The sequence below is a fragment of the Streptomyces sp. WG5 genome, from assembly GCF_049974565.1.
Classification (GTDB): Bacteria; Actinomycetota; Actinomycetes; order Streptomycetales; family Streptomycetaceae; genus Streptomyces.
In genome coordinates this window covers 13,678-35,455 of sequence record NZ_JBNGGC010000007.1, presented here as the reverse complement: position 1 = coordinate 35,455, position 21,778 = coordinate 13,678, and the positions used below count along the sequence as shown (strand labels likewise).

Annotated in this window: 19 protein-coding genes and 1 pseudogene; 7 read left to right on the top strand and 13 right to left on the bottom strand. The window is 72.8% G+C overall.

Annotation, left to right across the window (positions count from 1 at the left end):
• Positions 1-540: 540 nt before the first annotated feature.
• Positions 541-1,551 (bottom strand): LacI family DNA-binding transcriptional regulator, encoded by a 1,011-nt coding sequence (locus ACP4IX_RS09020; protein WP_426525957.1) that lies wholly within the window; start codon positions 1,549-1,551, stop codon positions 541-543.
• 223 nt (positions 1,552-1,774) lie between these two features.
• On the opposite strand from ACP4IX_RS09020, the gene ACP4IX_RS09015 reads away from it, so the two are divergent.
• Genes ACP4IX_RS09015 through ACP4IX_RS09000 form a run of 4 tightly spaced genes read left to right on the top strand, consistent with a single transcriptional unit; the run spans position 1,775 to position 5,803 of the window.
• Entirely contained in the window at positions 1,775-3,091 is a 1,317-nt protein-coding gene (locus tag ACP4IX_RS09015; protein ID WP_426555199.1) for an extracellular solute-binding protein, read from the top strand.
• The gene (locus ACP4IX_RS09010; RefSeq protein ID WP_426555198.1) at positions 3,088-4,023 is read left to right on the top strand and encodes a carbohydrate ABC transporter permease; all 936 of its coding nucleotides are present in this window, start codon (positions 3,088-3,090) and stop codon (positions 4,021-4,023) included. Before ACP4IX_RS09015 ends, ACP4IX_RS09010 begins: the two co-directional genes overlap by 4 nt.
• Positions 4,024-4,025: 2 nt before the next feature.
• Positions 4,026-4,883 carry a carbohydrate ABC transporter permease gene (locus ACP4IX_RS09005; RefSeq protein ID WP_426525963.1) on the top strand — a complete coding sequence of 286 codons (858 nt, stop codon included), beginning with the start codon at positions 4,026-4,028 and terminating at the stop codon, positions 4,881-4,883.
• Positions 4,884-4,906: 23 nt separating this feature from the next.
• Entirely contained in the window at positions 4,907-5,803 is an 897-nt protein-coding gene (locus tag ACP4IX_RS09000; protein ID WP_426555197.1) for a nucleoside hydrolase, read from the top strand.
• 77 nt (positions 5,804-5,880) lie between these two features.
• Here ACP4IX_RS09000 and ACP4IX_RS08995 read toward each other — a convergent pair whose 3' ends face one another.
• The 3 genes from ACP4IX_RS08995 to ACP4IX_RS08985 form a co-directional block, all read right to left on the bottom strand.
• Positions 5,881-6,933, bottom strand: coding sequence for a medium chain dehydrogenase/reductase family protein (locus ACP4IX_RS08995; protein ID WP_426525967.1), 1,053 nt, complete (start codon positions 6,931-6,933; stop codon positions 5,881-5,883).
• A gap of 61 nt (positions 6,934-6,994) precedes the next feature.
• A complete protein-coding gene (locus ACP4IX_RS08990; protein WP_426525969.1) occupies positions 6,995-8,347 on the bottom strand; it encodes a carotenoid oxygenase family protein in 1,353 nt (450 codons plus the stop codon).
• 148 nt (positions 8,348-8,495) lie between these two features.
• Positions 8,496-9,059: a TetR/AcrR family transcriptional regulator gene (locus tag ACP4IX_RS08985; protein WP_426525971.1), complete on the bottom strand. Its 564-nt coding sequence runs from the start codon at positions 9,057-9,059 to the stop codon at positions 8,496-8,498.
• A 136-nt stretch (positions 9,060-9,195) separates the two neighbouring features.
• Between ACP4IX_RS08985 and ACP4IX_RS08980 the strand changes: the two are divergent.
• Positions 9,196-9,369, top strand: a pseudogene (locus ACP4IX_RS08980) (IS5/IS1182 family transposase); the annotation flags it as partial.
• 9 nt (positions 9,370-9,378) lie between these two features.
• On the opposite strand, the gene ACP4IX_RS08975 reads toward ACP4IX_RS08980, so the two are convergent.
• From ACP4IX_RS08975 to ACP4IX_RS08935, 9 genes are all read right to left on the bottom strand, one after another.
• Positions 9,379-9,813: a carboxypeptidase regulatory-like domain-containing protein gene (locus ACP4IX_RS08975; protein ID WP_426555196.1), complete on the bottom strand. Its 435-nt coding sequence runs from the start codon at positions 9,811-9,813 to the stop codon at positions 9,379-9,381.
• A gap of 375 nt (positions 9,814-10,188) precedes the next feature.
• A complete protein-coding gene (locus ACP4IX_RS08970; protein WP_426555195.1) occupies positions 10,189-11,973 on the bottom strand; it encodes an ABC transporter ATP-binding protein in 1,785 nt (594 codons plus the stop codon).
• Positions 11,970-13,724: an ABC transporter ATP-binding protein/permease gene (locus ACP4IX_RS08965; protein WP_426525977.1), complete on the bottom strand. Its 1,755-nt coding sequence runs from the start codon at positions 13,722-13,724 to the stop codon at positions 11,970-11,972. Before ACP4IX_RS08965 ends, ACP4IX_RS08970 begins: the two co-directional genes overlap by 4 nt.
• Complete coding sequence (locus ACP4IX_RS08960; RefSeq protein ID WP_426555194.1) at positions 13,721-14,383, bottom strand: hypothetical protein; 663 nt, start codon at positions 14,381-14,383, stop codon at positions 13,721-13,723. Before ACP4IX_RS08960 ends, ACP4IX_RS08965 begins: the two co-directional genes overlap by 4 nt.
• A gap of 193 nt (positions 14,384-14,576) precedes the next feature.
• Positions 14,577-15,398, bottom strand: a complete 822-nt coding sequence (locus ACP4IX_RS08955; protein WP_426525981.1) for an ABC transporter ATP-binding protein — start codon at positions 15,396-15,398, stop codon at positions 14,577-14,579.
• A gap of 19 nt (positions 15,399-15,417) precedes the next feature.
• On the bottom strand, positions 15,418-16,425 hold the full coding sequence (locus ACP4IX_RS08950; RefSeq protein ID WP_426525999.1) for a FecCD family ABC transporter permease: 1,008 nt from the start codon (positions 16,423-16,425) through the stop codon (positions 15,418-15,420).
• 26 nt (positions 16,426-16,451) lie between these two features.
• Entirely contained in the window at positions 16,452-17,459 is a 1,008-nt protein-coding gene (locus ACP4IX_RS08945) for a FecCD family ABC transporter permease (protein ID WP_426526001.1), read from the bottom strand.
• 152 nt (positions 17,460-17,611) lie between these two features.
• Positions 17,612-18,592 (bottom strand): ABC transporter substrate-binding protein, encoded by a 981-nt coding sequence (locus ACP4IX_RS08940; protein ID WP_426525983.1) that lies wholly within the window; start codon positions 18,590-18,592, stop codon positions 17,612-17,614.
• 198 nt (positions 18,593-18,790) lie between these two features.
• Positions 18,791-19,534 (bottom strand): YqjF family protein, encoded by a 744-nt coding sequence (locus ACP4IX_RS08935; RefSeq protein WP_426555193.1) that lies wholly within the window; start codon positions 19,532-19,534, stop codon positions 18,791-18,793.
• Positions 19,535-19,715: 181 nt separating this feature from the next.
• Between ACP4IX_RS08935 and ACP4IX_RS08930 the strand changes: the two genes are divergently transcribed.
• Positions 19,716-20,801 carry a MerR family transcriptional regulator gene (locus tag ACP4IX_RS08930; protein WP_426555192.1) on the top strand — a complete coding sequence of 362 codons (1,086 nt, stop codon included), beginning with the start codon at positions 19,716-19,718 and terminating at the stop codon, positions 20,799-20,801.
• A gap of 103 nt (positions 20,802-20,904) precedes the next feature.
• On the top strand, positions 20,905-21,759 hold the full coding sequence (locus ACP4IX_RS08925) for a DUF4132 domain-containing protein (RefSeq protein WP_426525989.1): 855 nt from the start codon (positions 20,905-20,907) through the stop codon (positions 21,757-21,759).
• Positions 21,760-21,778 lie beyond the last annotated feature (19 nt).

Sequence of the window (21,778 nt, the reverse complement as noted above, 5' to 3'; positions counted from 1 at the left end):
GACCCGGACAAGCCCTTGTGACGCCTGACCAGGCAAGTCGCCTGGTCGGGCGCCCTCGTGACACTCACCCTGAGTCGCGGGGCGAATCTCGACCTCACTCCTGATGCGTCCCACCCGTCTCCCACCTCCGACCAGCTGTTCCGGGGCATTCCCGGACCGGGCCCGGACCGACGCGCAGCAGCATCGCCTCCGCGCTCGTCCCACGGCAGCATGGACTCCTCGACGAGCCGGTTCGCATGATGACGTGCCTCGGCAAGGTCCCCGGCGTAGTAGCGGAAGAGCACCTGAATGCTCTGCCCTGCCCGGCGCGCGCACTCGGCGGGACCGCCGCCGGAGGCCGGCCGGAAGGAGTACCTGCGTGGCGCAGGTCGTACGGCCGCCGCGCGCGTTCGAGGGCGAGCTCGTCCAGGGCCAGCATGGTTCCCGGCCGCGTCACGGAACACGGGCCGTCCGGTGCGACACCGACGTGCTCGGCGTGCTCCCGCCATGCCCCGGCAGGACTGCTCTCGCCGCCGGACCGTGCCGCGCCACTGGCCGGGTTCACGCCGAGGCACGCCGTACCACCTGATGCGTCAGCACGACTTCCCGCGCGGGCCCCTTGTCCCCGTCGAGCCGGTCGATGAGCAGCCGGGCCGCCGAACGGCCGATCTCCCGCGCCGGGTTGACGACCGTCGTCAGCGCGGGGGAGACCATCGACGCCGCGTCGATGTCGTCGTACCCGGTGACGGCCAGCCGCCCCGGCACGTCGAGCCCCCGCTCACGCGCGACGTCCAGCACCCCGATCGCGATCAGGTCGTTGGCGCACACCACGGCGTCCGGCGGCTCGGCCGCGTCGAGGAGGAGGGCCGCCCCGGCGCGCCCGCCCTCCCGTGTGAAGCCCGTCCACACGGCCAGTTCCTCCGGCAGGGTCCGCCCCGCCTCGGTGAGCGCCTGCCGATACCCCTCGTAGCGCTCGCCGCCCGGCTCGACGCCCGCCTCGCCGCCGATGAAGCCGATCCGCCGGTAGCCGCGCTCGCCCACGAGATACCGGACCAGGTCCCGCATGCCCTCGGTCTCGGCGCCGCGCACCACATCGCCGGGACCGTCGGCGATCCGGGTGCCGAGGCGGACCAGACCGGCCCCGGAGCCGGCGATCCGGTCGAGGTCCGCGCGCTGTGCGCCGAACCGCCCGAGCACGATGCCGTCGAGCCGTCGCGCGGTCAACTGACTCAGCACCGACGGGAGTTTCGGACCGTCCGTCATGGGCGCCTCGCACACCACCGTCAGTAGGCCGCGGGCGTAGGCGACGGCCTGGATGCCGGCGGCCAGCTCGGTGTTGAACGGGTTGGTGATGTCCGGGACGACGAGCCCGATGGTGTCGGTGCGCTGGGTGCGCAGGCCGCGCGCCGACGGGTCGGCCTGGTAACCGAGGCGGCGCACGGCGTCCTCGACCCGGGCGCGGGTGGTCGCCGACACCGGGCGGCGGCCGCTGATCACATGCGACACCGTCGTCACGCTGACCCCGGCGGCGGCCGCCACATCCACGATCTTGACGCGGCCCGAGCCGTGCACATCCGTCTCCCGGTCGTCGGCGGCGCCCGTGCGGCGCCGTGGTCGGTGTCACCCTACCCAGAACGCAAAACGTTTTGTATCGTGCTCGCCATCAAGGTGCGGAGCAACCATGCACACCTACGCCTGTCTGCGCTCTCCTCGCCACCCGTAATGCAAAACGATTTGGACATGTGATGGTCATAGCACCCCTTCCCGGGGCTCCACCCGATGCAGAGTGGTCGCCGTGAACCGCTCCCCGGGCGCCGCGCGCCCGCTCAGCCGCAGAACGCTGCTCGCCGCGGCCCTCGCCGCCACCGCCTCCGGCGCGGCCCTCACGGGGTGCACCTCCGACGTGTCCGGAGACCCCGGCCGGACCGTGCGGTTCCTCGGCCCCGAAACCCCGGAGACGTTCCGGCCGGTCATCCGGGGCTTCGAGAAAGCGCACCCGGGGCTGCGGGTCGCGTACACCGCCGTGCCGCCCGCACAGCTCAACGACGTCCTTCAGCTGCGGCTGTCCGCGAAGGACTCGGCCATCGACGTGTACTGCGTCGATCAGCCGCGCGTCCCCGCGCTCAGCGCCCGGGGCTTCCTCACCGACCTGAACGGCGTCGGCCGGCGGGCCCGCGCGGCCGTCACGACGGAGCAGTACGGGATCAGCTCCTGGGACGGCACCCTGCGCGCCCTTCCGGTGTGGACCTCCACCCAGTACCTCTTCTACAACGCCGACCTGCTGAAGAAGGCGGGCGTCGGCGTCCCGTCCGCGGACCCCGCCGAGCGCTGGACCTGGGAGAGGATCGTCGATGCCGGGCGCCGTGCCATGAAGCGGGCGGGCTGCGAGTACGCCCTGGTCCTGGAGCAGACGGACGCGTACTACGGCCTGCAGCCGCTGGTCGAGTCCCTCGGCGGCGGCTCCGGCATCACGGGCGAGGACATGCTCTCGCCCGCCGTCACGACGGACGGCTGGGCGAAGGCGATGCGCTGGTACCACGAGCTGTTCGCGGACGGCCTCTCCCCGCGCGGCGTCACCTCCTTCCAGCTGGCGTCCTTCTTCACCTCGGGCAAGGTGCCGTTCTTCGTCGGCGGCCCGTGGAACCTGGGTGCCTTCGCCGGGCTGAAGGAGTTCGCCTGGGGTACGGCTCCGCAGCCGTACTTCGAGGGCGGCCGTCCGGTCACCCCGACCGACTCCTGGTCCTGGGGCCTCAACCCGTACAGCGGCCGCCAGGAGGTGGGCCTGAAGTTCATGGAGTACGCCTCGCTGACCACCGCGGGCAGCCTCGCCACGGTCGCCGCGTCCCCGCTGATCCCGGCCCACCGCGCCGCCTTCGACGCGTACGCCGCGCGCCTGGACGAGCAGGCCACGCGGTCGACCGAGGGAGTCGCCGCGATCATGCGGCACGAACTGGAGCACACGGCCGTCAGCCGCCCGCGTTCCGTCGGCTACACCCAGTTCGAGACCGTCCTGGCCTCCGCCTTCTCCGACATCCGCAACGGCTCGCCCGCGGAGCCCCGGCTCACCAAGGCCTCGGACGAACTGGTGCGCACCTGGGAGCGACTGCGATGACGCGTACCACCCGGCCCCCGGACACCCCCGGGCTCCCCACCGGCCCGAAGCCCGCCGTGCGCCGCCGCACCCGCTCCCAGGCCCGCACCGCGCTCGCCTTCCTGGCCCCGGCCCTGCTCGCGCTGCTCGTCCTGCGGCTGCTGCCCGCCGGACTCGCCGTCGTCGACAGCCTGCGCCACCACAGCCTCGTCGACGGCGTCACCCGCTTCGTCGGCCTCGACAACTACGGCGACCTCTTCGGCGACCCGCAGTTCTGGCAGAGCGTGCGCGTCACCCTGCTCTTCAGCGTGATCGTCAACCCGCTCCAGGTGCTGTGCGCGCTCGGCCTCGCCGTCCTGTTCAACCGGCGCTTCTCGGGCGCCCGGTTCTGGCGGTCGCTCGTCTTCGCGCCGATCGCGGTGCCGCCCGCCGTCTCCGCCGTGATCTTCGGCATCCTCTACCGCCCCGAGGGCCCGCTCAACGCGCTCCTGGGTGTCTTCGGCCTGCCCTCCCAGCCGTTCCTCACCAGCCCGACGCAGGCGCTGTACGCGCTGATCGTGCTGATGAGCTGGGTCGGCGTCGGCTACTGGATGACGTTCCTCATCGCCGGGCTCCAGGACATCCCGCAGGAGACGTACGACGCAGCCGCCATGGACGGCGCGAACGCCTGGCAGCGCTTCGTGCACGTCACGCTGCCCCTGCTGCGCCGCCCGCTCGCCTTCGTCCTCGTCGCCGACACCGTCTCCAACTTCCTGGTGTTCGCACCGGTCCAGCTGCTCACCGGCGGCGGCCCCGAGGGCTCCACCAACCTGCTCATGTACGACGTCTTCCGCCGGGCCTACAGCGTCGGCGACATCCACTACGCCCAGGCCGAGGTGGTGCTGCTCGTCGCACTCACCCTCGCCGTCGTCGCCGTCCAGTACCGGCTGATGCAGGGCAAGGAGGAGGAGTAGCCATGACGACGCCTCACCGCTCGACGGGCCGCCGTCCCTCCGCGGCCCGGCACATGCCGGCGATCGCCGCCGTCGTGATCGGCGTGCTGTTCGCGCTGCCGCTGCTGTGGGTCCTCGCGGGCTCCCTTCGCCCCGGCTCCCACGTCCTCGGAAGCCTCGACGAGCTGTCCTGGCGCTCCCTGGTCCCCACCGACGCGACACTGCACAACTACGTCACCCTGTTCCAGGGTGAGTTCGGACGCGCCGTGCTCAACTCGGTGCTGGTCGCGGCCGTCACCGTCTCGCTCGGGCTGCTGGTCTCGGCGAGCGCCGCGTTCGGCCTGTCGGTCTTCGAGTTCCCGGGGCGCGGCCTGGTCTTCGCCGTGATCCTGCTCAGCTTCATGATTCCGTTCGACGCGATCGCGATCCCGCTGTCGTCCCTGTTCCGCGACTGGAACCTGCAGAACACGTACGCGGGCCTGATCCTGCCCGGCATCGGGAACGGCCTGGCCATCTTCCTGCTGCGCCAGTTCTTCCTCGCCGTACCGAAGGAACTCGTCGAGGCCGCCCGCATCGACGGCCTCAGCTGGTGGGGCGTGTTCACGCGCATCCACCTGCCGCTGTCGCGCCCCGCGCTGATCGGCGCGGGCCTCACCCTCTTCACCTTCCAGTGGCAGTCGTACATGTGGCCCCTGCTGATCGGCACCGAACCGTCCAAGCAGCTCGGCCCCATCGCGCTCGGCACGCTCCAGGGCCAGATGGTCGTCGACTACGGGCAGGTCTTCGCGGCCGCCGTCGTCCTCACCGTCATCCCGCTGGCCGTCCTGCTGCGACTGCAGCGCCACTTCACCCAGTCCATCGCGAGCAGCGGCCTCAAGTAACGGCCCGAGTAAGGACCCCACGCATGACCACCCCGCTCCACCACGTCCTCCTCGACACCGACATCGGCAGCGACGTCGACGACGCGCTCGCCCTCGGCGTGCTGCTCGGCTCGCCTGCCGACGTCCGGGTCGAGGCCGTCACCACCGTCTACGGCGACACCCTGCTGCGCGCCCGCCTCGCCCACCGCCTCGCCGCCCTCGCCGGGCACGAGCTGACGGTGGTGCCGGGCGCCGAGGACACCCTCTCCGGCAAGGAGGTGTGGTGGGCCGGACACGAGGGCCGCGCCTTCACCGACCTGGAGACGGAGCCCGTACGCGACGGCGTGCCCGCCGACCGCTTCCTCGCCCAGGCCGTCCTCGCCCGCCCCGGCGAGCTCGACGTCATGGGCATCGCCCCGCAGGCCAACCTGGCCCGCGCCCTCGCCCACGCGCCGGGCTTCGCCGAAGCCGTCCGCACGCTCTACCTCATGGGCGGCCACTTCGGGCCGGATGCCGAGCCCGAGCACAACATCGTCAGCGACGTCACCGCCGCCCGCGAGGTCTTCGCCGCCGGCATCCCCACCGTGATCACCGGCATCGAGACCACCCGTCGGGTGCGGATCGGCCGCGACGGCATCGAGCGCATCCGCGCGGCCGGCCCCTACGGCGTCGCGCTCGCCCGCGAGATCGACGCCTGGACCGGCTTCACCGGCGAGGGCTGGAGCGTCCCGCACGACCCGATCACCGCCCTGTCGATGCTCCGCCCCGATCTGTACGAGACCGAGCCCGGTACGGTCACCGTCGACGACGAGGGTGTCACCACCTTCCACCGCGATCCGTCGGGTCACGTCCGCCTCGTCGTCGACGCCGACCTCGACCGGGTGGCCGAGGAGATCGTCGCCCGCATCGAGCGTGCGGGAACCACTGCGACCGCTTCGTAGAAACGTCCTGCTCCCCGCAGACGGCGTGTTCGTGGCGTGCGGCGGAGCGCCCGTTGACGCACTCAGCCGAGCTGGGTCTACGGCACCAGGACGACCTTGCCCACCACGGTGCCGGATTCCGCCAGCCGCACCGCTTCGCCGACCTCGGTGAGCGGGAGGCGCGCGGCGACTTGGGGGACGAGTTCGCCCTCGGCCAGCAGGTCGAAGACGTGCCCCAGGTCGGCTTGCAGCGTGGCGCGGAAGGTGTCGAGCCTGCGCCGTCCGGCCCAGATGTTGTAGAAGTGGGCGCTCTTGCCATTGGGGAGCGCGTTCCAGACCATCAGGCGGGCGAACAGCTTGAGGACCGGCGCCTTCGACGAGCCCTGGACGTCGCGGGTCGATGCGGTGCCGTAGGCGACGAGGGTGCCCTTGGGGGCGAGCAGGCGGTAGGAGACGACGATGCCCTCGCCTCCGACGTGGTCGAACACCGCGTCGTAGCCGCGCGGAGCGTGCCCGCGCAGTCGGCCCTCCAGGTCGGGGGCGCGGTAGTCGACGGGGACGGCGCCCAGCGCCCGGACGGCGTCGTGGTGCTTGGCCGAGGCGGTGCCGACGACCCGGGCACCGGCGATGCGGGCGAGCTGGACGAGGGTGGAGCCCACCCCGCCGTTGGCGCCGTGCACGAGGACGGTCTGGCCGTGCCGGATCTTCGCGATGCGGTGAAGCATCTGCCAGGCGGTGATGCCGTTGACCACGAAGGTCTCCGCCTCGGCGGAGTCGACGGACTCGGGCACCGCGCTCAGGTCACCGGCGTCGACGGTGACGTGGCCGGCCCAGGCCCCGGTCTTGGTGAGGACCGCGAAGCGCCGCCCCAGCAGTTCGCCGGGTACGCCCTCTCCCACGTCGACGGCCCGTCCGACGAGGTCGTAGCCGGGGACGAAGGGGAAGGGCGGCTGGTCGAAGTACTTTCCGCGGCGCATCTGCTGCTCGGCGAAGGATATTCCGGCGGCCTCCATCGCCAGCACCACCTGCCCGGGGCCGGCCGGGCGGACGGGCCGGGTGCGGACCTGGATGCCGTCCGGGTCGACGATGCCGGGCAGCACCGCCTCGGTGGTGACGGTGCCGGCGGAAGAGGGGGTGGGGGAGTCGTACATGGGAGAGCTCCTTGTCACGTGTCGGTGTCGGTGTCGTGTGCGTCGGCGAGTGCTGGGCGGGTCAGAGGGCGGCGTCCGGGATCCACGAACCGTGGATCGTCGCGGGCACCCGCCGGGGGAGGTGGATCGTGGCGACCGGGGGCACGGTGAGGTCGGAGGCGTCGAGGACGACCATCCGGGACGCGTCGGCGTTGAGGTCGCTCACGATGGTCATGAGGTATCCCTCGTCCTCGCCGGTGGTGCCTTCCGCCTGGACGAAGACCGCCTCGCTGGGCAGGTGGCCGGTGCCGAAGGGCAGCAGCTGGCGGGCGCCGGTGGAGCGGTCGTACTTCACCAGGGTGTGGTTGCCGATCCCCCGGTCGTCGGGGAACGACAGCGCGTACTGGAAGCGGTGCTCGCTGCCGGTGAAGCGGTCGTTGATGGTGGGAAACTCCACCGTGAGGTCGTCGGTCTGCTGTTCCCGGACGGTGCCTGCGGCCAGGTCGACGGTCCAGCGGCGGCTGCGGGAGCCGGAGTTCGGCTCGGCGCCCCGGTCCTCGGCTCCGACCCACCAGTTCCAGGAGCGCTGCCAGCCCTCGCGGCCCACGGTGGGGCCCTCGACGACGATGTGCCCGTGGGCGTCCTCGTAGGCGTTGGCGAAGTGCATGCCGTAGCCCTGGCCGATCTCGAACCAGCGGGTCTGCCGGGCGCCGCCCGTTCCGCGCGGCATGACGGCGATGCGCGAGGCCTGCGCGTCACTCCAGCCGTAGGGGATTCCGGAGTGTTCGCCGGGGTCGAAGGTGACCGAGCCCTCGAGGAAGACGACGTAGTGCTCGGTGATCGCGAAGTCGTGCTTCAGCGCGGCGCTCGCTCCGGGTACTTCCTGGCTGTCCAGTACCTGGCCGTCGGCGGAGGCAACGTGGTGGATCAGGTACGGGGGGAACGGGGAGGAGGAGAAGAAGTGCAGCTCGCCACTGGCCGGGTCCTCCTTGGGGTGGGCGGTCATGGCGGAGGTGAGCTTGCCGCCGAAGTCATAGGCGCCCACCGTCTCCAGGTCGGCCGTCAGCTCGAAGGGCAGCGCCGCCTCCGACAGGGCCAGGAGCCGCCCGCCGTGCTCGATGACGTGCGTGCCGGCCGTGCTGGCCGTCAGGTCGGGTCCCTGGTCGGTCATGTAGGGGGCACCGTCCAGGGCGGGCGTGTGGACCCAGCGGTTGCGGTACCACTCGGCGCGGCCCTCGCGCAGCCGTACGCCGTGCACCATGCCGCTGCCCTTGAACCAGTGGGTCGGGGTGATGCCGGGCTTGGGGTTGTGGCTGTTGCGGATCAGACGGCCGGTCAGTTCGGGCGGCAGGGTGCCTTCGACGGTCAGCTCGGCCGCGGTGGTCTCGTCGGTGACGGGAGCGTAGTGACCGGTCAGGTAGGGCTTGCTGGCCATGGCGGACCTCGGTTTTCGTTCTCGGTTTCGGTTCGGTGTCGAGAGAAGGGTGCACTGCAGAATGACTGTGTGGTTGAACACTCACTCTCCGGACCAAGGAAAGCGGCCACCGGGTACGCCGACACGGGGCCGCCTGCCGAAGAGCGAGTCAGTAGTGCGTGATCCCGGCGGCCAGGGTGCGGGTCCAGGGTGCGGAGACCGACTCGGCGTCGATGGAGACCAGCAGGTGGCAGAGCATGCCGACGGCGAAGAACTGCTGGACCTGCTGCTCGCTGCCCCCCGAGGCGCCGCGGACGTACTCGACGGTGCGGGCGTACCCCGCCCGCACCGCCTCCCTGATCGCCGGCTCGGAGACGGCAGCCGCCTGGGCGTGCAACTGGACGAGCATGAGGTCGTTGTCGCTGATCAAGCGGGCATAGGCGTCACCCATCGAGTCGAGGACCACTTCGGGGGCAGCGCCTCCCGCGTTCGCCGCACCGCCTTCGAGGGCGGCGCGGACCCGGACGAAGCAGTGGTCGACGACCGCGGTGAACAGCGCCTCCTTGTTGGGGAAGAGGCGGTAGACGTAGGCCTGCGAGATGCCGGCGGCCTTCGCCACCTCGGTGGTGGTGGTCCCGAAGTACCCCCGGGCCGCGAACGCCCCGATGGCCGTGCGCAACACCGTCTCCCGGCGTTCTTCGGCTGTGGACAGTTGGCGGCGTTCCGTCTTCATGTGAGTACTCAACCACTCACTCCCCTGGGGCGTCAAGCCTGGGGCGTCAAGTGCTTCACCGTGCGAGCGCCTCGTGTCCCGTAACTCCGGATCCACTCCGAACCGGCTGCCGGTCCGGGACTGGTGCGCGCCTGCTCTGCGAACGCAGGGCGAGGACGCGGTCCGCAAGGGCCGGCTGTGGAGCCTCCCGCTGGAGGACCGGGCCCTGCCGGGCCCCCGCAAGCGGTTCGCCGAGGACGCCGTGCTCATCGCCGACGGCACCCTGACCCCCGCCCGCGACCGCACCGTCGCCGAGCGGTCGAAGAACTATTCGGCACCCTCAGGTCTTCGCCCTGAAGTACTCCTGGAGCTTTCGCTGGATTCCCTGGAGCACCTCACTGGTCTGCTTCAGTCCTGACAGGCGGGATTCTGCCGTTCGGGCGTAGTCGTCATCCTCCCATTCCGCAGCGAACAGATACCCACTGAGAGCATCTACGGCCGATTCCGCGTCTGCACCATGACCAGTTTTGAGCAGAAGGCGGTCCAATGGAATCCTGTCGTCAGCGACCACATTGGCGACCACCGACGGATGCCAGTCTTCGGCATTGGTGAGCGAATGGTGTGTATCGAACTTCACGGTGACCAATTCCCCCTCGGAAACATCAGCGCTGTATCGCCCCTCGTCGTCGGTATAGGCCTTGCCGATGAGAGACCGATCACGGTAGACGCCCACCTTGATCATCGCGATCGGCTCGTTGTCGATGACTGCCCGCACTTGCCCATGCATGACACTTTCTCCGCAATTGAACTGCCGCGGTTCACTTGCTTTTTCATTGCCGCTGCGACAGTGGCAATGGCCTCCCTCGGACCGGCATACCGCGCAGCCCGCCCCATCTCAGTATCCTCCGAATGCGGTGGTCCGCAAGGCGTGCCGGCGAGGCAGATAATTCGTGGATGACGACCCTGGCTTTGGGGAATTCCCCGTCGGCGTCCACGAGGACAGCAGAACGCTCGGGGGACGATGTGAGTCCGCGTGGTGGTCACATCTCGCGCCAGTTCACAAAGACGTGCGGACCCGATCATCCGGATCCGCACCCTGAACGGATCCATTCACCGGCCTCGGCGTCATCGACGGTCGCCGGCGACGGCCTCACCCTGGGGACGGCGTAACGGTCAGCACGCGGTTGAGCGCGCCGCCCGGGCGGGTGGTCAGGTCGTCCCAGGTGCCCTCCTCCACCACGCGGCCGGATTCCAGGACGGCGATACGGTCCGCACGGCGGATGGTGGCGGGGCGGTGGGCGATGACGACGGTCGTCCGATCGCCTCCGGCGAGCGCGGTGGCGAGCCGGGCGTCGCCGGCGTTGTCCAGGTGGGCCGTGGTCTCGTCCAGCACGAGGACCCTCGGCCGGGCCAGCAGGGCGCGGGCCAGAGCGACACGGGCCCGCTGGCCGCCGGAGAGCGTGGAACCGCGCTCCCCGACGAGTGAGTCCAGGGCGGCGATCCCGTCCACGCCGCAGACCCGGGCGGTTTCGGCGAGGACCTCGTCGTCCGCGTCCGGTGCGGCGAGGCGCAGGTTCTCCGCGAGGGTGCCGTGGAAGAGGGGCGTCTCCTGCCCCACGACGGCGACGGCACGGCGCAGTTCGGCGTCCGCCACGTCGCGGAGGTCGACGGGGTCGCCGTCACGGGGCACCAGCTGGACGGCTCCCACGGACGGGTCCCAGAAGCGGGCCAGCAGGTGGGCGCAGGTCGACTTGCCGGCCCCCGAGACACCGACCAGGGCGAGCGTCTGCCCGGCGGGAACCGTCAGGTCGACTCCGTCGAGTACGGGCCCGCCCCCGTAGTCGAAGCGCACCCCGTGCAGTCGGACACCCAGCGGGCCCGGGGGAAGCCGACGGACGGCGGCGGGTGGCGGGGCCGACGCGGGGGCCTTCACGGCCGCGTCGACGCGGGCGGCCGCGGCGCGCAGCCCCACGGCCTGGCTCAGCGACCTGGCCGACTCGGCGACCGGGCCCAGCACCGCCAGGGCCAGCGTCATGACGGCCGGGGCCCATGCGCCGTGCAGCCGCCCTGAGTTCACGGACTGCGCGGCCGCGAGCACCACGCCGAGGACCGCGAGCACGATGAGCAGATCGCGGACGGCTGCGGCCATGGCCTCCCAGGTGGCCTCGGCCCGCTGTGCCGCACCCACCCGCCGGCCCTGCTCGGCGAGGCGGCGGCGCCGCTCGGCGAGCCCTCCGAATGCGAGCAGTTCACGCAGGCCGTCGATGGTCTCCACGGTGTCGGCCGAGAGCTTCGCGGCCTCCGCCCTGGTGCGGGCCCCGCGCGTGGCGCGTCCACGCGCGTCGGCGAAGGGTGCCACGGTCAGGAGCGCGGCGCAGGGCAGCACCGCCGCCAGGAGCCACGGCTCCACCGCCGCCAGTGTGACGGCACCGCCGGTGAACACCACGCCGGATGCGAGGAGTTGGGCCGTGGTGTGCGCGTAGAAGAACTCCAGCGCCTCCACGTCGGCCAGCGCGGTGGCGGCCAGGTCCCCACTGCGGCGGCCGGCCACCCGGGCGGGGGCGCTGCGGGCGAGCCCGTCGAAGATCCGCACGCGCAGTTCGGCCAGCACCCGGTAGGCCAGGTCGTGCGAGAGATCCATCTCGCGCCAGGTCATCAGGGAGCGTACGAGGACGAGCGCGATCAGCGCGGTGACCGTACCGGGCGAGGGGGCCCGCTCTTCGATGACGGCTGTTCCGACGCTGTGCGCGGCCAGCGTCAGCAGCGCGACCAGTGAGCCCTGTTCGGCGAGCGCGGCGGCGCAGGTGCGGGCCGCCATGACCCGGTGCCCGGTGAGGGCGGGCAGCAGGGCGCGCAGTGAGCCCCGTGGGGGCACGGACGCGTCGGTGGTGCCGCCCGGCGTCACCGCGGTGGTGGTGCCGACGGTGCTGCTCATGCGGTGAGCCCCTCTTCCTCGGTGTGACCGGCCTTGACGAGCTCCGCGTAGACGCCTCCGGCGGCCACGAGGGCGGCGTGCTCCCCGACGGCGTCCACGCGACCACCGTCGAGGACGACGATGCGGTCGGCGTGCCGGACGGCGGCGATCCGATGGGCGACCAGCAGGACGGTCCGGTCTCCGGCGGCGTCGAGCAGTTCCCGGACGATGTGGGCCTCCCGGCGTTCGTCGACCGCGCTCGTGGCCTCGTCGAGGACGAGTACCCGGGCGTCGGCGAGCAGGGCCCGGGCGAGGGCGAGGCGCTGGCGTTGTCCGCCGGACAGGGTGGCGCCCCGTTCGCCGAGCAGGGTGGCGTAGCCGTCGGGGAGGGCGGTGATCTCGTCGTGGATGCCAGCCGCCCGTGCCGCGTGGGCCAGTTCCTCGTCCGTGGCGTCCGGCCGTGCCAGGCGCAGGTTGGCGGCGATGGAGGCGTGGAAGAGGTAGGTCTCCTGCGAGACGACGGCTATGCCCTGCCGCAGCGAGTCGAGTCCGTAACCGGCCACGTCGCGGCCGTCGACGGTGATCCGGCCCCGCTGCGGGTCGCGGTGGCGCAGGAGCAGGGCGAGCAGCGTGGATTTTCCGGCACCGGAGGGCCCGACGACGGCGGTGGTGCGCCCCGCCTCGGCGGTGAAGGTGACGTCGCGGAGGACCGGCCCGTCGGCTCCGTCGTATCCGAACTCCACGTGTTCGAAGCGTATGCGCGGCGGATCCGGCCAGTGCGCCCGCTCCGGCGCCGGGTCGCGGACGTGGGGATCGGAGACCTCGGGGTCGGCGGTGCGCAGTGCGGCGAGTCCGTCCGCCGCCGACGCGCCCAGGTATCCGGCGTGCCATTCCCGGGACAGGTCGCGTACGGGCCTGAAGCACTCGGAGGCCAGGAGCAGCACCAGGTAGGTGCCGGTGGGCGTGGCGGTACCGGTGACGGCCGACCAGCAGGCGAGCAGGGCGGCGGCCACGGTGCCGCCCTGGATGGCCAGGTCCGTGAGGCCGGTGTCGACCAGTGACACGCGGAGCTTGGCGACGGTCGCCCGGTGCAGCGCCGCGGAGCGTTCCTCCAGTCGCTCGCGGGTGCGTCCGACGGCGCCCGCGGCCCGTAGTGCGGGCATGCCCTGCAGTGCTTCGAGGTAGTCGGCGGCCAGGCCTTCGTAGGTGTCCCAGTGTTCCTTGCCGCGCTCGGCCAGGAGCCGGTCCCAGGCGCGTGGACCGAGCAGGCCGAGCAGCAGGGCGGGTACGAGGCCGAGCAGGGCGACCGGTTCGACGGCGGCCAGGACGGCGAGGAGCAGCGGCGGCACGGCGACGGTGACGAGGAGCTGCGGCAGGTACCGGGAGACGTAGGCGTCGACGCCCTCGACCCCGTCGACGAGGGTGGCGCGTACGGCTCCGGCACGCGCGGTGGTCAGGTACGCCGGTCCGAGCCGTCCGAGGTGGGCGAGGAGTTCGTCCCGCAGTCGCACCCTGACCCGCGCCCCGGCACGGGTGGCGGTGCGCCGTTGCCAGTGGCCGAGCCCCGCGCGGGCGGCGACGACGCCGAGTACTCCCCCGAGGAGCGGCAATAGCCGGTCCGTGTCGCCCCGGGCCACGTCGGCGAGGGCGATCGCGAGCAGCACGGCCTGCGCGAGGTGGGCGAGGGTGACGGCTCCCTGCAGGAGGGTCGCCGCGAGCAGGGGGCGCTGCGCGTGCCGTGCGGCACGCCGCAGCTCTGGGTGGACGATCACGGGGTTCCCCCTCCTGAGTGGGTGGTGCCGAGGGCCGGGCCGTGGACGCTCCAGTCCGCGCCGGGTGCGGCACCGAGGTCGGCCCGCTGCTGCCAGGAGCCGACGGGGCGGCTCGCCGGACCGTGCCGGCCGGCGGTCACGTGAGCCCTGTGCACGGCCGAGCCCGCGCACAGGTGGGCGCGGCGGATCCGCGGGGCATCCGCCTCCGTCGGGCAGCCGTGACCGAGCGGCACGGCGCCCGCGTCCGCGCTCCGGGACCGGCCGGCGGCCCGGGCGGCGCGTGTGGGCCGGGCGTCCCCCGCGAGGAGGCGCCGCGGTGTGCCGTCGGGCGCCGGCGCGACGGGTCCGGGTGGTGGTTCCCCGACGGCGGCGCACCGGGCGAGCTCACCGGCGCTCGCCTCCACGGCGGCGGCCGGCACCGTCCGCAGGGCGTCCCGGAGCGGGGCGCCCCCCAGCGGGGGCCGGGCGCTGCGGCGGGCCGACAGGTCGCTGGACGCAGGGGCGCCGGCGGTGTGGCGTGGCGTCTCGGACGGCACGAGGCGGACGGCGGCGAGAGGGTTCTCGGCGAGCCCGTCGAGGTCGGCTGTGGCCCGCGGCACGCTCAGGGAGCGTGCCGCCAGCCACGGCGCGGCGGCGTACCCGGTGTCCAGCAGCGTCAACGGCCGGGCGCGGTGGCCGTAGTGGGAGCTCGTGCGCCGTGCGGTGACGGTGGGTTCGACGGACGTGGGCCGAGGTGACGTCTCCGGGAGCGGCCGCGCGGGACTCCAGCCGGACCTGTCGGCCCTCGCCGTCACAGCGCAGCCAGGCGGTACCGCGCCCGGGCAGCAGGTCGGCGGCCCCCCGGAGCGGAATCTATCGAATGTCATTCTCATGCCCCGGGCCCGGGAGGGGGCGGTCCGGGTAACACACCGGCCAGCCGCCCTCGGGGTCCCGGCCGACCCTGCCCGCGACGTTGAGCACATCGGCGAGCAGCCCGGGGGTGACCACGTCCTTCGGTGTCCCGTCCGCCACCACGCGGCCGTCCCGCAGCGCGACGATCCGCTCGGCGAACCGGGCCGCGTGGGCCAGGTCGTGCAGCACCATCACGACGGTGAGGCCGCGCTCCTCACGCAGGCGCACCACGGTCTGCAGCACGTCGAGTTGGTGATGCAGGTCCAGGTACGTGGTCGGCTCGTCGAGCAGCAGGACGCGGGTGTCCTGGGCCAGCGCCATCGCGAGCCGGACGCGCTGCCGTTCACCGCCCGACAGCGCGTCCACGTCCCGGTCGGCCCACTCCTCCACCCCGACGTCGCGCAGCGCGCGCCGTACGACGGGGTCGTCGCCCTCGCGCAGCATGCCGAGCGGGCCGCGCGCCGCGTACCGCCCCTGCCGGACGAGGTGCCGGACGGTCATGCCGGGGACGGCCGGGGCCGACTGGTGCAGCAGCGCGACCCGCCGCGCGGTGGCGCGTCGGGAGAGGCCGGCGACGTCGTCGCTGCCGAGCAGGACACGCCCCTGGCCCGGCCGCAGCAGGCCGGCGGCCAGCCTCAGCAGGGTCGACTTGCCGCAGCCGTTGAGGCCGATGAGGGCGGTCAGCTCGCCGGGTTCGACGGTCACGTCGACACCGCGCAGCACGGGGCGGCCGGGGTAGCCGAAGTGGACTCCCTCGGCACGGATACCCACGGGTTCGGTCATGTTCTGTCCTTCGTCGACATCAGAACGTTCGGCTCGGTGCCCGGCGTACGACGACCAGCAGCAGCACCGCTCCGATACACGTGGTGAGCGCCCCGACCGGCAGCGTGAACCGTTCGGTGTCCAGCACGAGGGCCAGCAGCCGCGACATCAGCTGGGCCGTCGCGTCCGCCCCGCTCACCACGGCGGCCCCCACGAGGGCGGCACCGGGCAGCGTCACCCGCAGGTCCGCGCCGAACACCGCGAGGGCCAGGTGCGGTACAAGCAGCCCGACGAAGCCAAGCGCGCCCACCGCGGCCACCGCGCTCGCCGTCAGTGCCACGGCGCACACCAGGGCAAGGGTCCGGGCACGCACGGCGGACAGCCCGGCCGCACCGGCGATCTCGTCGCCGCAGCGCAGCAGGGTCAGCGGCCCGGCCAGCAGCCAGGCCAGTGCGCCCCAGGCCAGCGCCCACGGCCACAGCAGGTGCCAGTGCTGCCACACCCGCCCCTCCGTCGTGCCGACGAGCCACTGCACGACACTGCCGAGCTGTCCCGGTGCGACCAGCAGCACCATGGCGGTGAGCCCGCCGAGCACCGCCGACACCAGCACCCCGTGCACGGCGGTCTGCGCGGGATCGCCCCCGCCACGGCCCGCGAGCAGCCACATCAGCGCGGCTCCGGCGAACCCGCCCAGACACGCGGCGACGACGACGGCGAGAGGCGATTCCCAGCCCGCCAGTCCGAGGCCGGTCGCGGTGACGGCGCCCAGGACCGCGCCCGGGGTCACACCGGTGACCTCGGGTCCGGCGAGCGGGTTGCGCAGGGCGGACTGGAGGATCAGGCCCGCCACGCCGAGGCAGGCCCCCGCGCCGAGGGACACCAGCAGGCGGGGCAGGCGGAGTTGCAGCAGAATGTGCCGCTCCGTCGCGTCGCCGCCCCCGCCGATGACCTCCCGGACCACGGCCGGGGACATGCCGCGGCCGGCCAGCAGTCCGCCGCAGGCACACACGACGAGGAGCAGGAGGAGCACTCCGAAACGCCGGCTCACCACGATCCCTCCTCCGGAACCCCGGCTCACCGGGCTCCCTCCTGCGACGCGGCCGGCGCGACCCGCCGGTCCGGGCGGGCGGCCTCGGAGCCCGCCGCCGGACGGGGAGCCTTCGGTCTCCGCCTTCCCGAGCGGAGCAGAGCGACCCCGACGGGCACGCCGAACAGGGACGTCCAGGCGCCGACAGGTGTCTCCACCGGTGCCAGTGCCAGCCGGGCCGGTACGTCGGCGACGGCCACCACCACGGCACCCCACGCGGCCGACCAGGGCAGCCAGCGCACGGCGTCCGCCGTCGGGTCGAGCCGTCGGGCCAGATGCGGGGCGAGGAAACCGACCCATGCCACCGGTCCGCACACGGCCGTCACGGGCGCGATCAGCAGGACCGCGATCGCCAGCGCGGCGAACCGGGCCCGGTGCACGCGGACGCCCAGCGCCTCGGCGTCCTCGTCCCCCAGTCGCAGTACCGAGAGCACCGGCGCGCACAGCACGAGTGCGGGCACCGCGACGAGCAGCCACGGCCACAGCCCGGCGACGTCGTCCCAGGTACGGGCGGAGAGCGAACCGAGCAGGTACCGGTAGATCAACTGGAGGTCCATCTGATCGGCCATGACCATGAGCACGAGCAGCGCGGCCTGCAGGGCGGCGGCGACCGCGGCCCCGGTGAGCAGTACCGCGGACGGGCTTCGCCCCAGTCCGGCGGCCAGCAGTGTGAGCGCGCCGCCGAACGCGGCGCCGCCGATGGCCAGGAGGGGCTGGGCGACGGCGGGGACGGATACCGCCAGCACCAGGGGCGCGGCGACCCCGAGCGCGGCCCCGGAGGACACGCCCAGCATCTCGGGGACGGCGAGCGGGTTGCGCAGCGCCTCCTGCAGCACGAGGCCCGCCGCGCCCAGGCAGGCACCGGCGAGCAGCGCCAGCACCAGCCGTGGGACGCGGAGTTCGGTGACGACGATCCCGGCGAGCGTGCCGTCCGCGTCCCGCAGTGCTCCGGGAAGGCGGTGCAGCGGAACGTAGGGCGTGCCCAGGCTCAGCATGCACACGGACGCCGCGACCAGCAGCACGCTCACGACGAGTAGCTGCCACCGCCTGCCGGCCCTGCTCGCGCGCGGGTCGCGCGGGGACCGTACGGACCGCCGCCCCCCGCCCGACGTCGCGTCCTCGGCCGCGGCCCGGGCGGTCGGCTCTCTCATCGCAGCGCGGCCGTGGCCTCGTCGAGGACGATGCCGAGCGAGCGGGTGCCCCGTCCCTTGGCCCACACCTCGGAGTTCACCTCGTGGACGTCGCCGTTGCGCACGGCCGGGATTTTGCCCCACAGCGGGTTCTTCGCGAGCTTCTCCGACAGCTTGCCGTCCGGCTCGCCGAAGCTGATCGTCTCGACGAACAGCACGTCGACGTCGCGCGCGAGGATCTCTTCGAGGCTGTAACTGCCCTCCACGCCACGAGATGTCCAGGGATAGTCGGCCAGCTTGGGAAACAGTCCGGCGGTCACGTCCGTCCCCGGGGTGGCGACGCCGAAGTTCTCGTCACTGCCGAAGATGACGAGCGCGGTCTTGTCGCTCCTGGCCCGCTCGGCGCCGGCGAGCTTGGCCCGGAAGGCCCTCTCGGCCTTCTCGCCCTCGGCGGTGCGGCCGGTGAGCGCGGCGACGTCGCGCAGATAGCCGACGCTGTCCTGCCACTTCTCGGGCTGCATGGCCCAGAACGTGGTGGCGCCCTTCAGGGCGGGGGCCAGCTTGCCGTGGGTGTCCTCGAGGCCGATCACGAGATCGGGCTTGTGGGAGAGGATCGCCTCCACCTCGGGGGCGATGAACCCGCCGGGGATGACGTCGATCTCGGCCGCCCGCTCCTTCCCCAGGAAGTCGGGGTGAGCCAGGAGAGCGTTGTTCGTGGCCGTGGGGACGATGCCCAGCTCGGTCAGGATGTCGTCGCAGAGCCCGAACAGGCAGACGATCCTCTCGGGTTCCCGCTCCAGCGAGATCGTGACGCCGTTCGCGTCGGTCAACTGCCGTGTCGCCTTGATGGGTTCCACCGTGACGTCGGTCCTGGCGTCGGCCTTCGCGGCCTTGTCCCCCTCCGCGGGTTCGGTGGATGTGCCGCATCCGACCAGGACGGAACCCACTATCGCCGCGGTGATCCAGCGTCGGACGAATCTCGACGGTGAGGCCGGCATCGGTGCCCTCGCTTCTTCCTCATGGTCCTGAACACGAGGCAAGGTACACGATGATAATCGTTTTCATCAGAGGGGGTGAGGGTGGGCCCGTACGCCGCGTCTCCCTCCCGCCATCGACGGCGCTCCCTGCCACGGTGGCACCCCCTGGTGACGAAGGCGACGGTGGTGAGGGCGACAACGGGCACGCGCCGCGTACGGTCAACGGCGTCCGGTGCGGGCCGGGCGGCCGAGGCGGACCGCGACGCCCGGTGAGTACAGGACGCTGACCGGGGCGTCGGCGGGGGCCGGGATCCCGGCGCTCGCGACCAGGTCCTCGTCGCAGGCGAGGAGCTCGGCGCGGTACAGGGGCCAGCGGGGATGCTGGTTGGGCAGATACGCCGCACCGCCGAAGAACGCGTTGTGCATGCCCCAGCGGGCGGTGAGGAAGTGCTCCAGCCCGGTGGGCTCGTCGATGCGTTCGCCGGGCCGTACGGTGATGCGGCTGTAGGCGCCGCGCGGGCCGGGCCAGCGGCGGGAACTGGTGTAGGTCACGGTGTCGCCGACGGTGCGGACGGACATGCGGGACCACAGGTAGGGCAGCCGGAAGCCGACGCGGCCCATCACCACGGGCAGGAGCCGCGAGGCGTCCATCGACCGGAAGACCACGCCGCGCCGTCCGTGCGCGTCCACCGAGTACAGCCGCACGTTGGTCTCCGGGAACGAGCCGAAGTACGGCACCCCGGGCAGCCCCAGCCAGCCGGCCCGGTGCATCCGGAAGGCGACGAGACCGACGTACGTGAGCCCGTCGTGCGTGTCGGGAACGGTGCCCCGCGGCATGAGCCCCGCCACGGTGGCGGGCTCGACGGCCCAGTGGACGAACGCGAGGTCGAGCCACTCCTGCGTGAGGAGCGGCGCCCGTATCGTCCCGGGGGCGTCGGGCGTGACGGCGCTGGGCTTGTGCACGGCGCAAGAATGGCAGACGGCGGGCGGACACCGGGCCGGGGCGCTCCGTGGAGCCGCCGCTCGGGGCAGGCATGGCCGGACCCGGCCGGGGAGGGGAGGGCTGGGCCGGGGAGGGCCGGGCCGGGCCGGGATTGACCCTCGACCTGGTCAAGGGATCAGGGTTGCGGACGTGGAGAGCGAGATGCGCAGCATCGGGGAGATGGCCCGCGACAGCGGGCTGGGCGTGAGCGCCCTGCGGTTCTACGACCGTGCCGGAGTGCTGGTCCCCGCCTGGGTGGATCCGGTGAGTGGCTACCGCTGGTACGACCCCGGGCAGCTCGACGAGGCCCGGCTGCTCGCCCGGTTGCGACGGGCCGGCATGCCGTTGGCCGACATCCGGCTGGTCCTGGCCGGCTGGTCGAGCGCGGACACGGATCTGGTGCGCGGGCTCCTCCAGGCGCACCTGCGCCGTCTCGAACTGGGGCTGGCCGATGCCCGCAGCGAGTTCTCCGCACTCCGAACGCTACTCGACCACAGGGAGACCCCCATGACCGCTGCACCGCGTACCGCCACCGTCCGGATGTCCGTCTCCGCGCCCGAACTGGCCGCCGCGCTGGACTCGGTCCGCTTCGCCACCGGTGGCGACCCCGAACTGCCCATGCTCGGCGGAGTCCTCTTCGACGCGGAGGGCGACGCGCTCCACCTCGTGGCCACCGACCGGTACCGGTTGGCGGTCGCGCGGACCGGTACCGCCGGGCACGGCGGACCGCGCGTACAGGTCATCGTGCCCGTCCCGCTGGCCGACGCGATGCGCGCGCTGCTGAGCGGTGACGAGCCCGTCGCCCTCACCGTGGACGGCGACCGCGTGGCGCTGGAGGCAGGGGACCGTCAGGCGGCCGGGCAGTGCCTCGCGTACGACTTCCCGGACTACCGCCGTCTGGTCCAACTGCCCTCCGGGCGACGTGCCCTCGTCGATGTGCCGGCGTTCCGGAGGGCACTGGAGACCGGCCCCGTCCGCGCGGGCGGGGCGCACGAGAAGGACGGCCCGTCGCACGAGATCAGTGTGCTCAGGGTCACCGACGACGGCACGGTGACCGTGTGCGAGGACGGTGACGACGACCGGAACCACGTCGCCGTCAACCGCGAATTCCTGCTGGACGCGCTCGCCGCCGGAGACCGGGACCGGCTGATCCTGGAGTGCGGCACCTCCACGGCCCCCCTCGCGGTCCGCCGGACGGACGACGAGACGGCCTTCTCCCTGCTGATGCCGGTCCGCCTGGACGACTGACGGCACGGCGCCCGTACGCCGGCCGTCCCCTGCGCCCGCAGCGTTGTCAGTGGGCTGGCCTATGGTTTCCAGCACTTGATCACCGCGGTGCGGGGAGGTACCCATGGGGTGGGTGACGGCCGGGGACTACGAGGTGGCCCTGGACGACGGGAAGGTGGTGTGCCGCAACGCCGCCGGACGACGGCTCAAGTCGGTGCCGGCCAAACTGGCGGACGATCCCGCCGTGGTGGGGCTGCGCCGGCTCACCGAGTGGCTGGAGCGGCACGAACGCCGGTGTCTGACCGACGTGGAGCGGTGGATGGTGCGGTCACTGCCCGTCCCCCTCGCCGTGCTCACCCGGGTATGGCCCGACCCGGCCTGGCGGTCCGCCCTGCGCGACCTCGTCGTCACCGGCGCCGACGGCGAGGTCGCGGGGTTCCTGCGGGACGCCGACCCCGACCGCGGCCTCGGTCTCGTCGACCTCGACGGGGACACCGTGCGCATCTCCCCCGACCTCGTACGTCTCCCGCACCCGGTGCTCCTCGAAGACCTGGGGGAACTGCGGGAGTTCGCCGTCGAACTCGGCGTCGAGCAGCGTGCCCAGCAGCTCTTCCGCGAGGTCTGGCACCGTCCCGCCGCGCTCGACGCCGAGAGCACCTCGGTCGAGGAGTACGCGGGCGGTGCCTTCAAGGAACTGCGTTTCCTGCACGGGCGGGTCACCCAGCTCGGTTACCGCGTGCGCGGCGGTTACGCCGTCTGCTCCGTACGGGAGAGGGCCCGGAGCGTCGAGGCCCGCGTCTGGGTCGGCGACTACGACGGCTACGAGGAGACGGAGACCGGTCCCCTGGTGTGGACCGACAGCGCCGGGCGCGTGCTGAAGCTCGGCGGGATCGGGCCGGTGGCCTGGTCGGAGGGCATGCGCATGGCTGCCGCGCTGTACGCCGGACGTGACATCGAGGACGAGGAGCGGGCGGCGTGAGCACCGTGAACGGGACCAC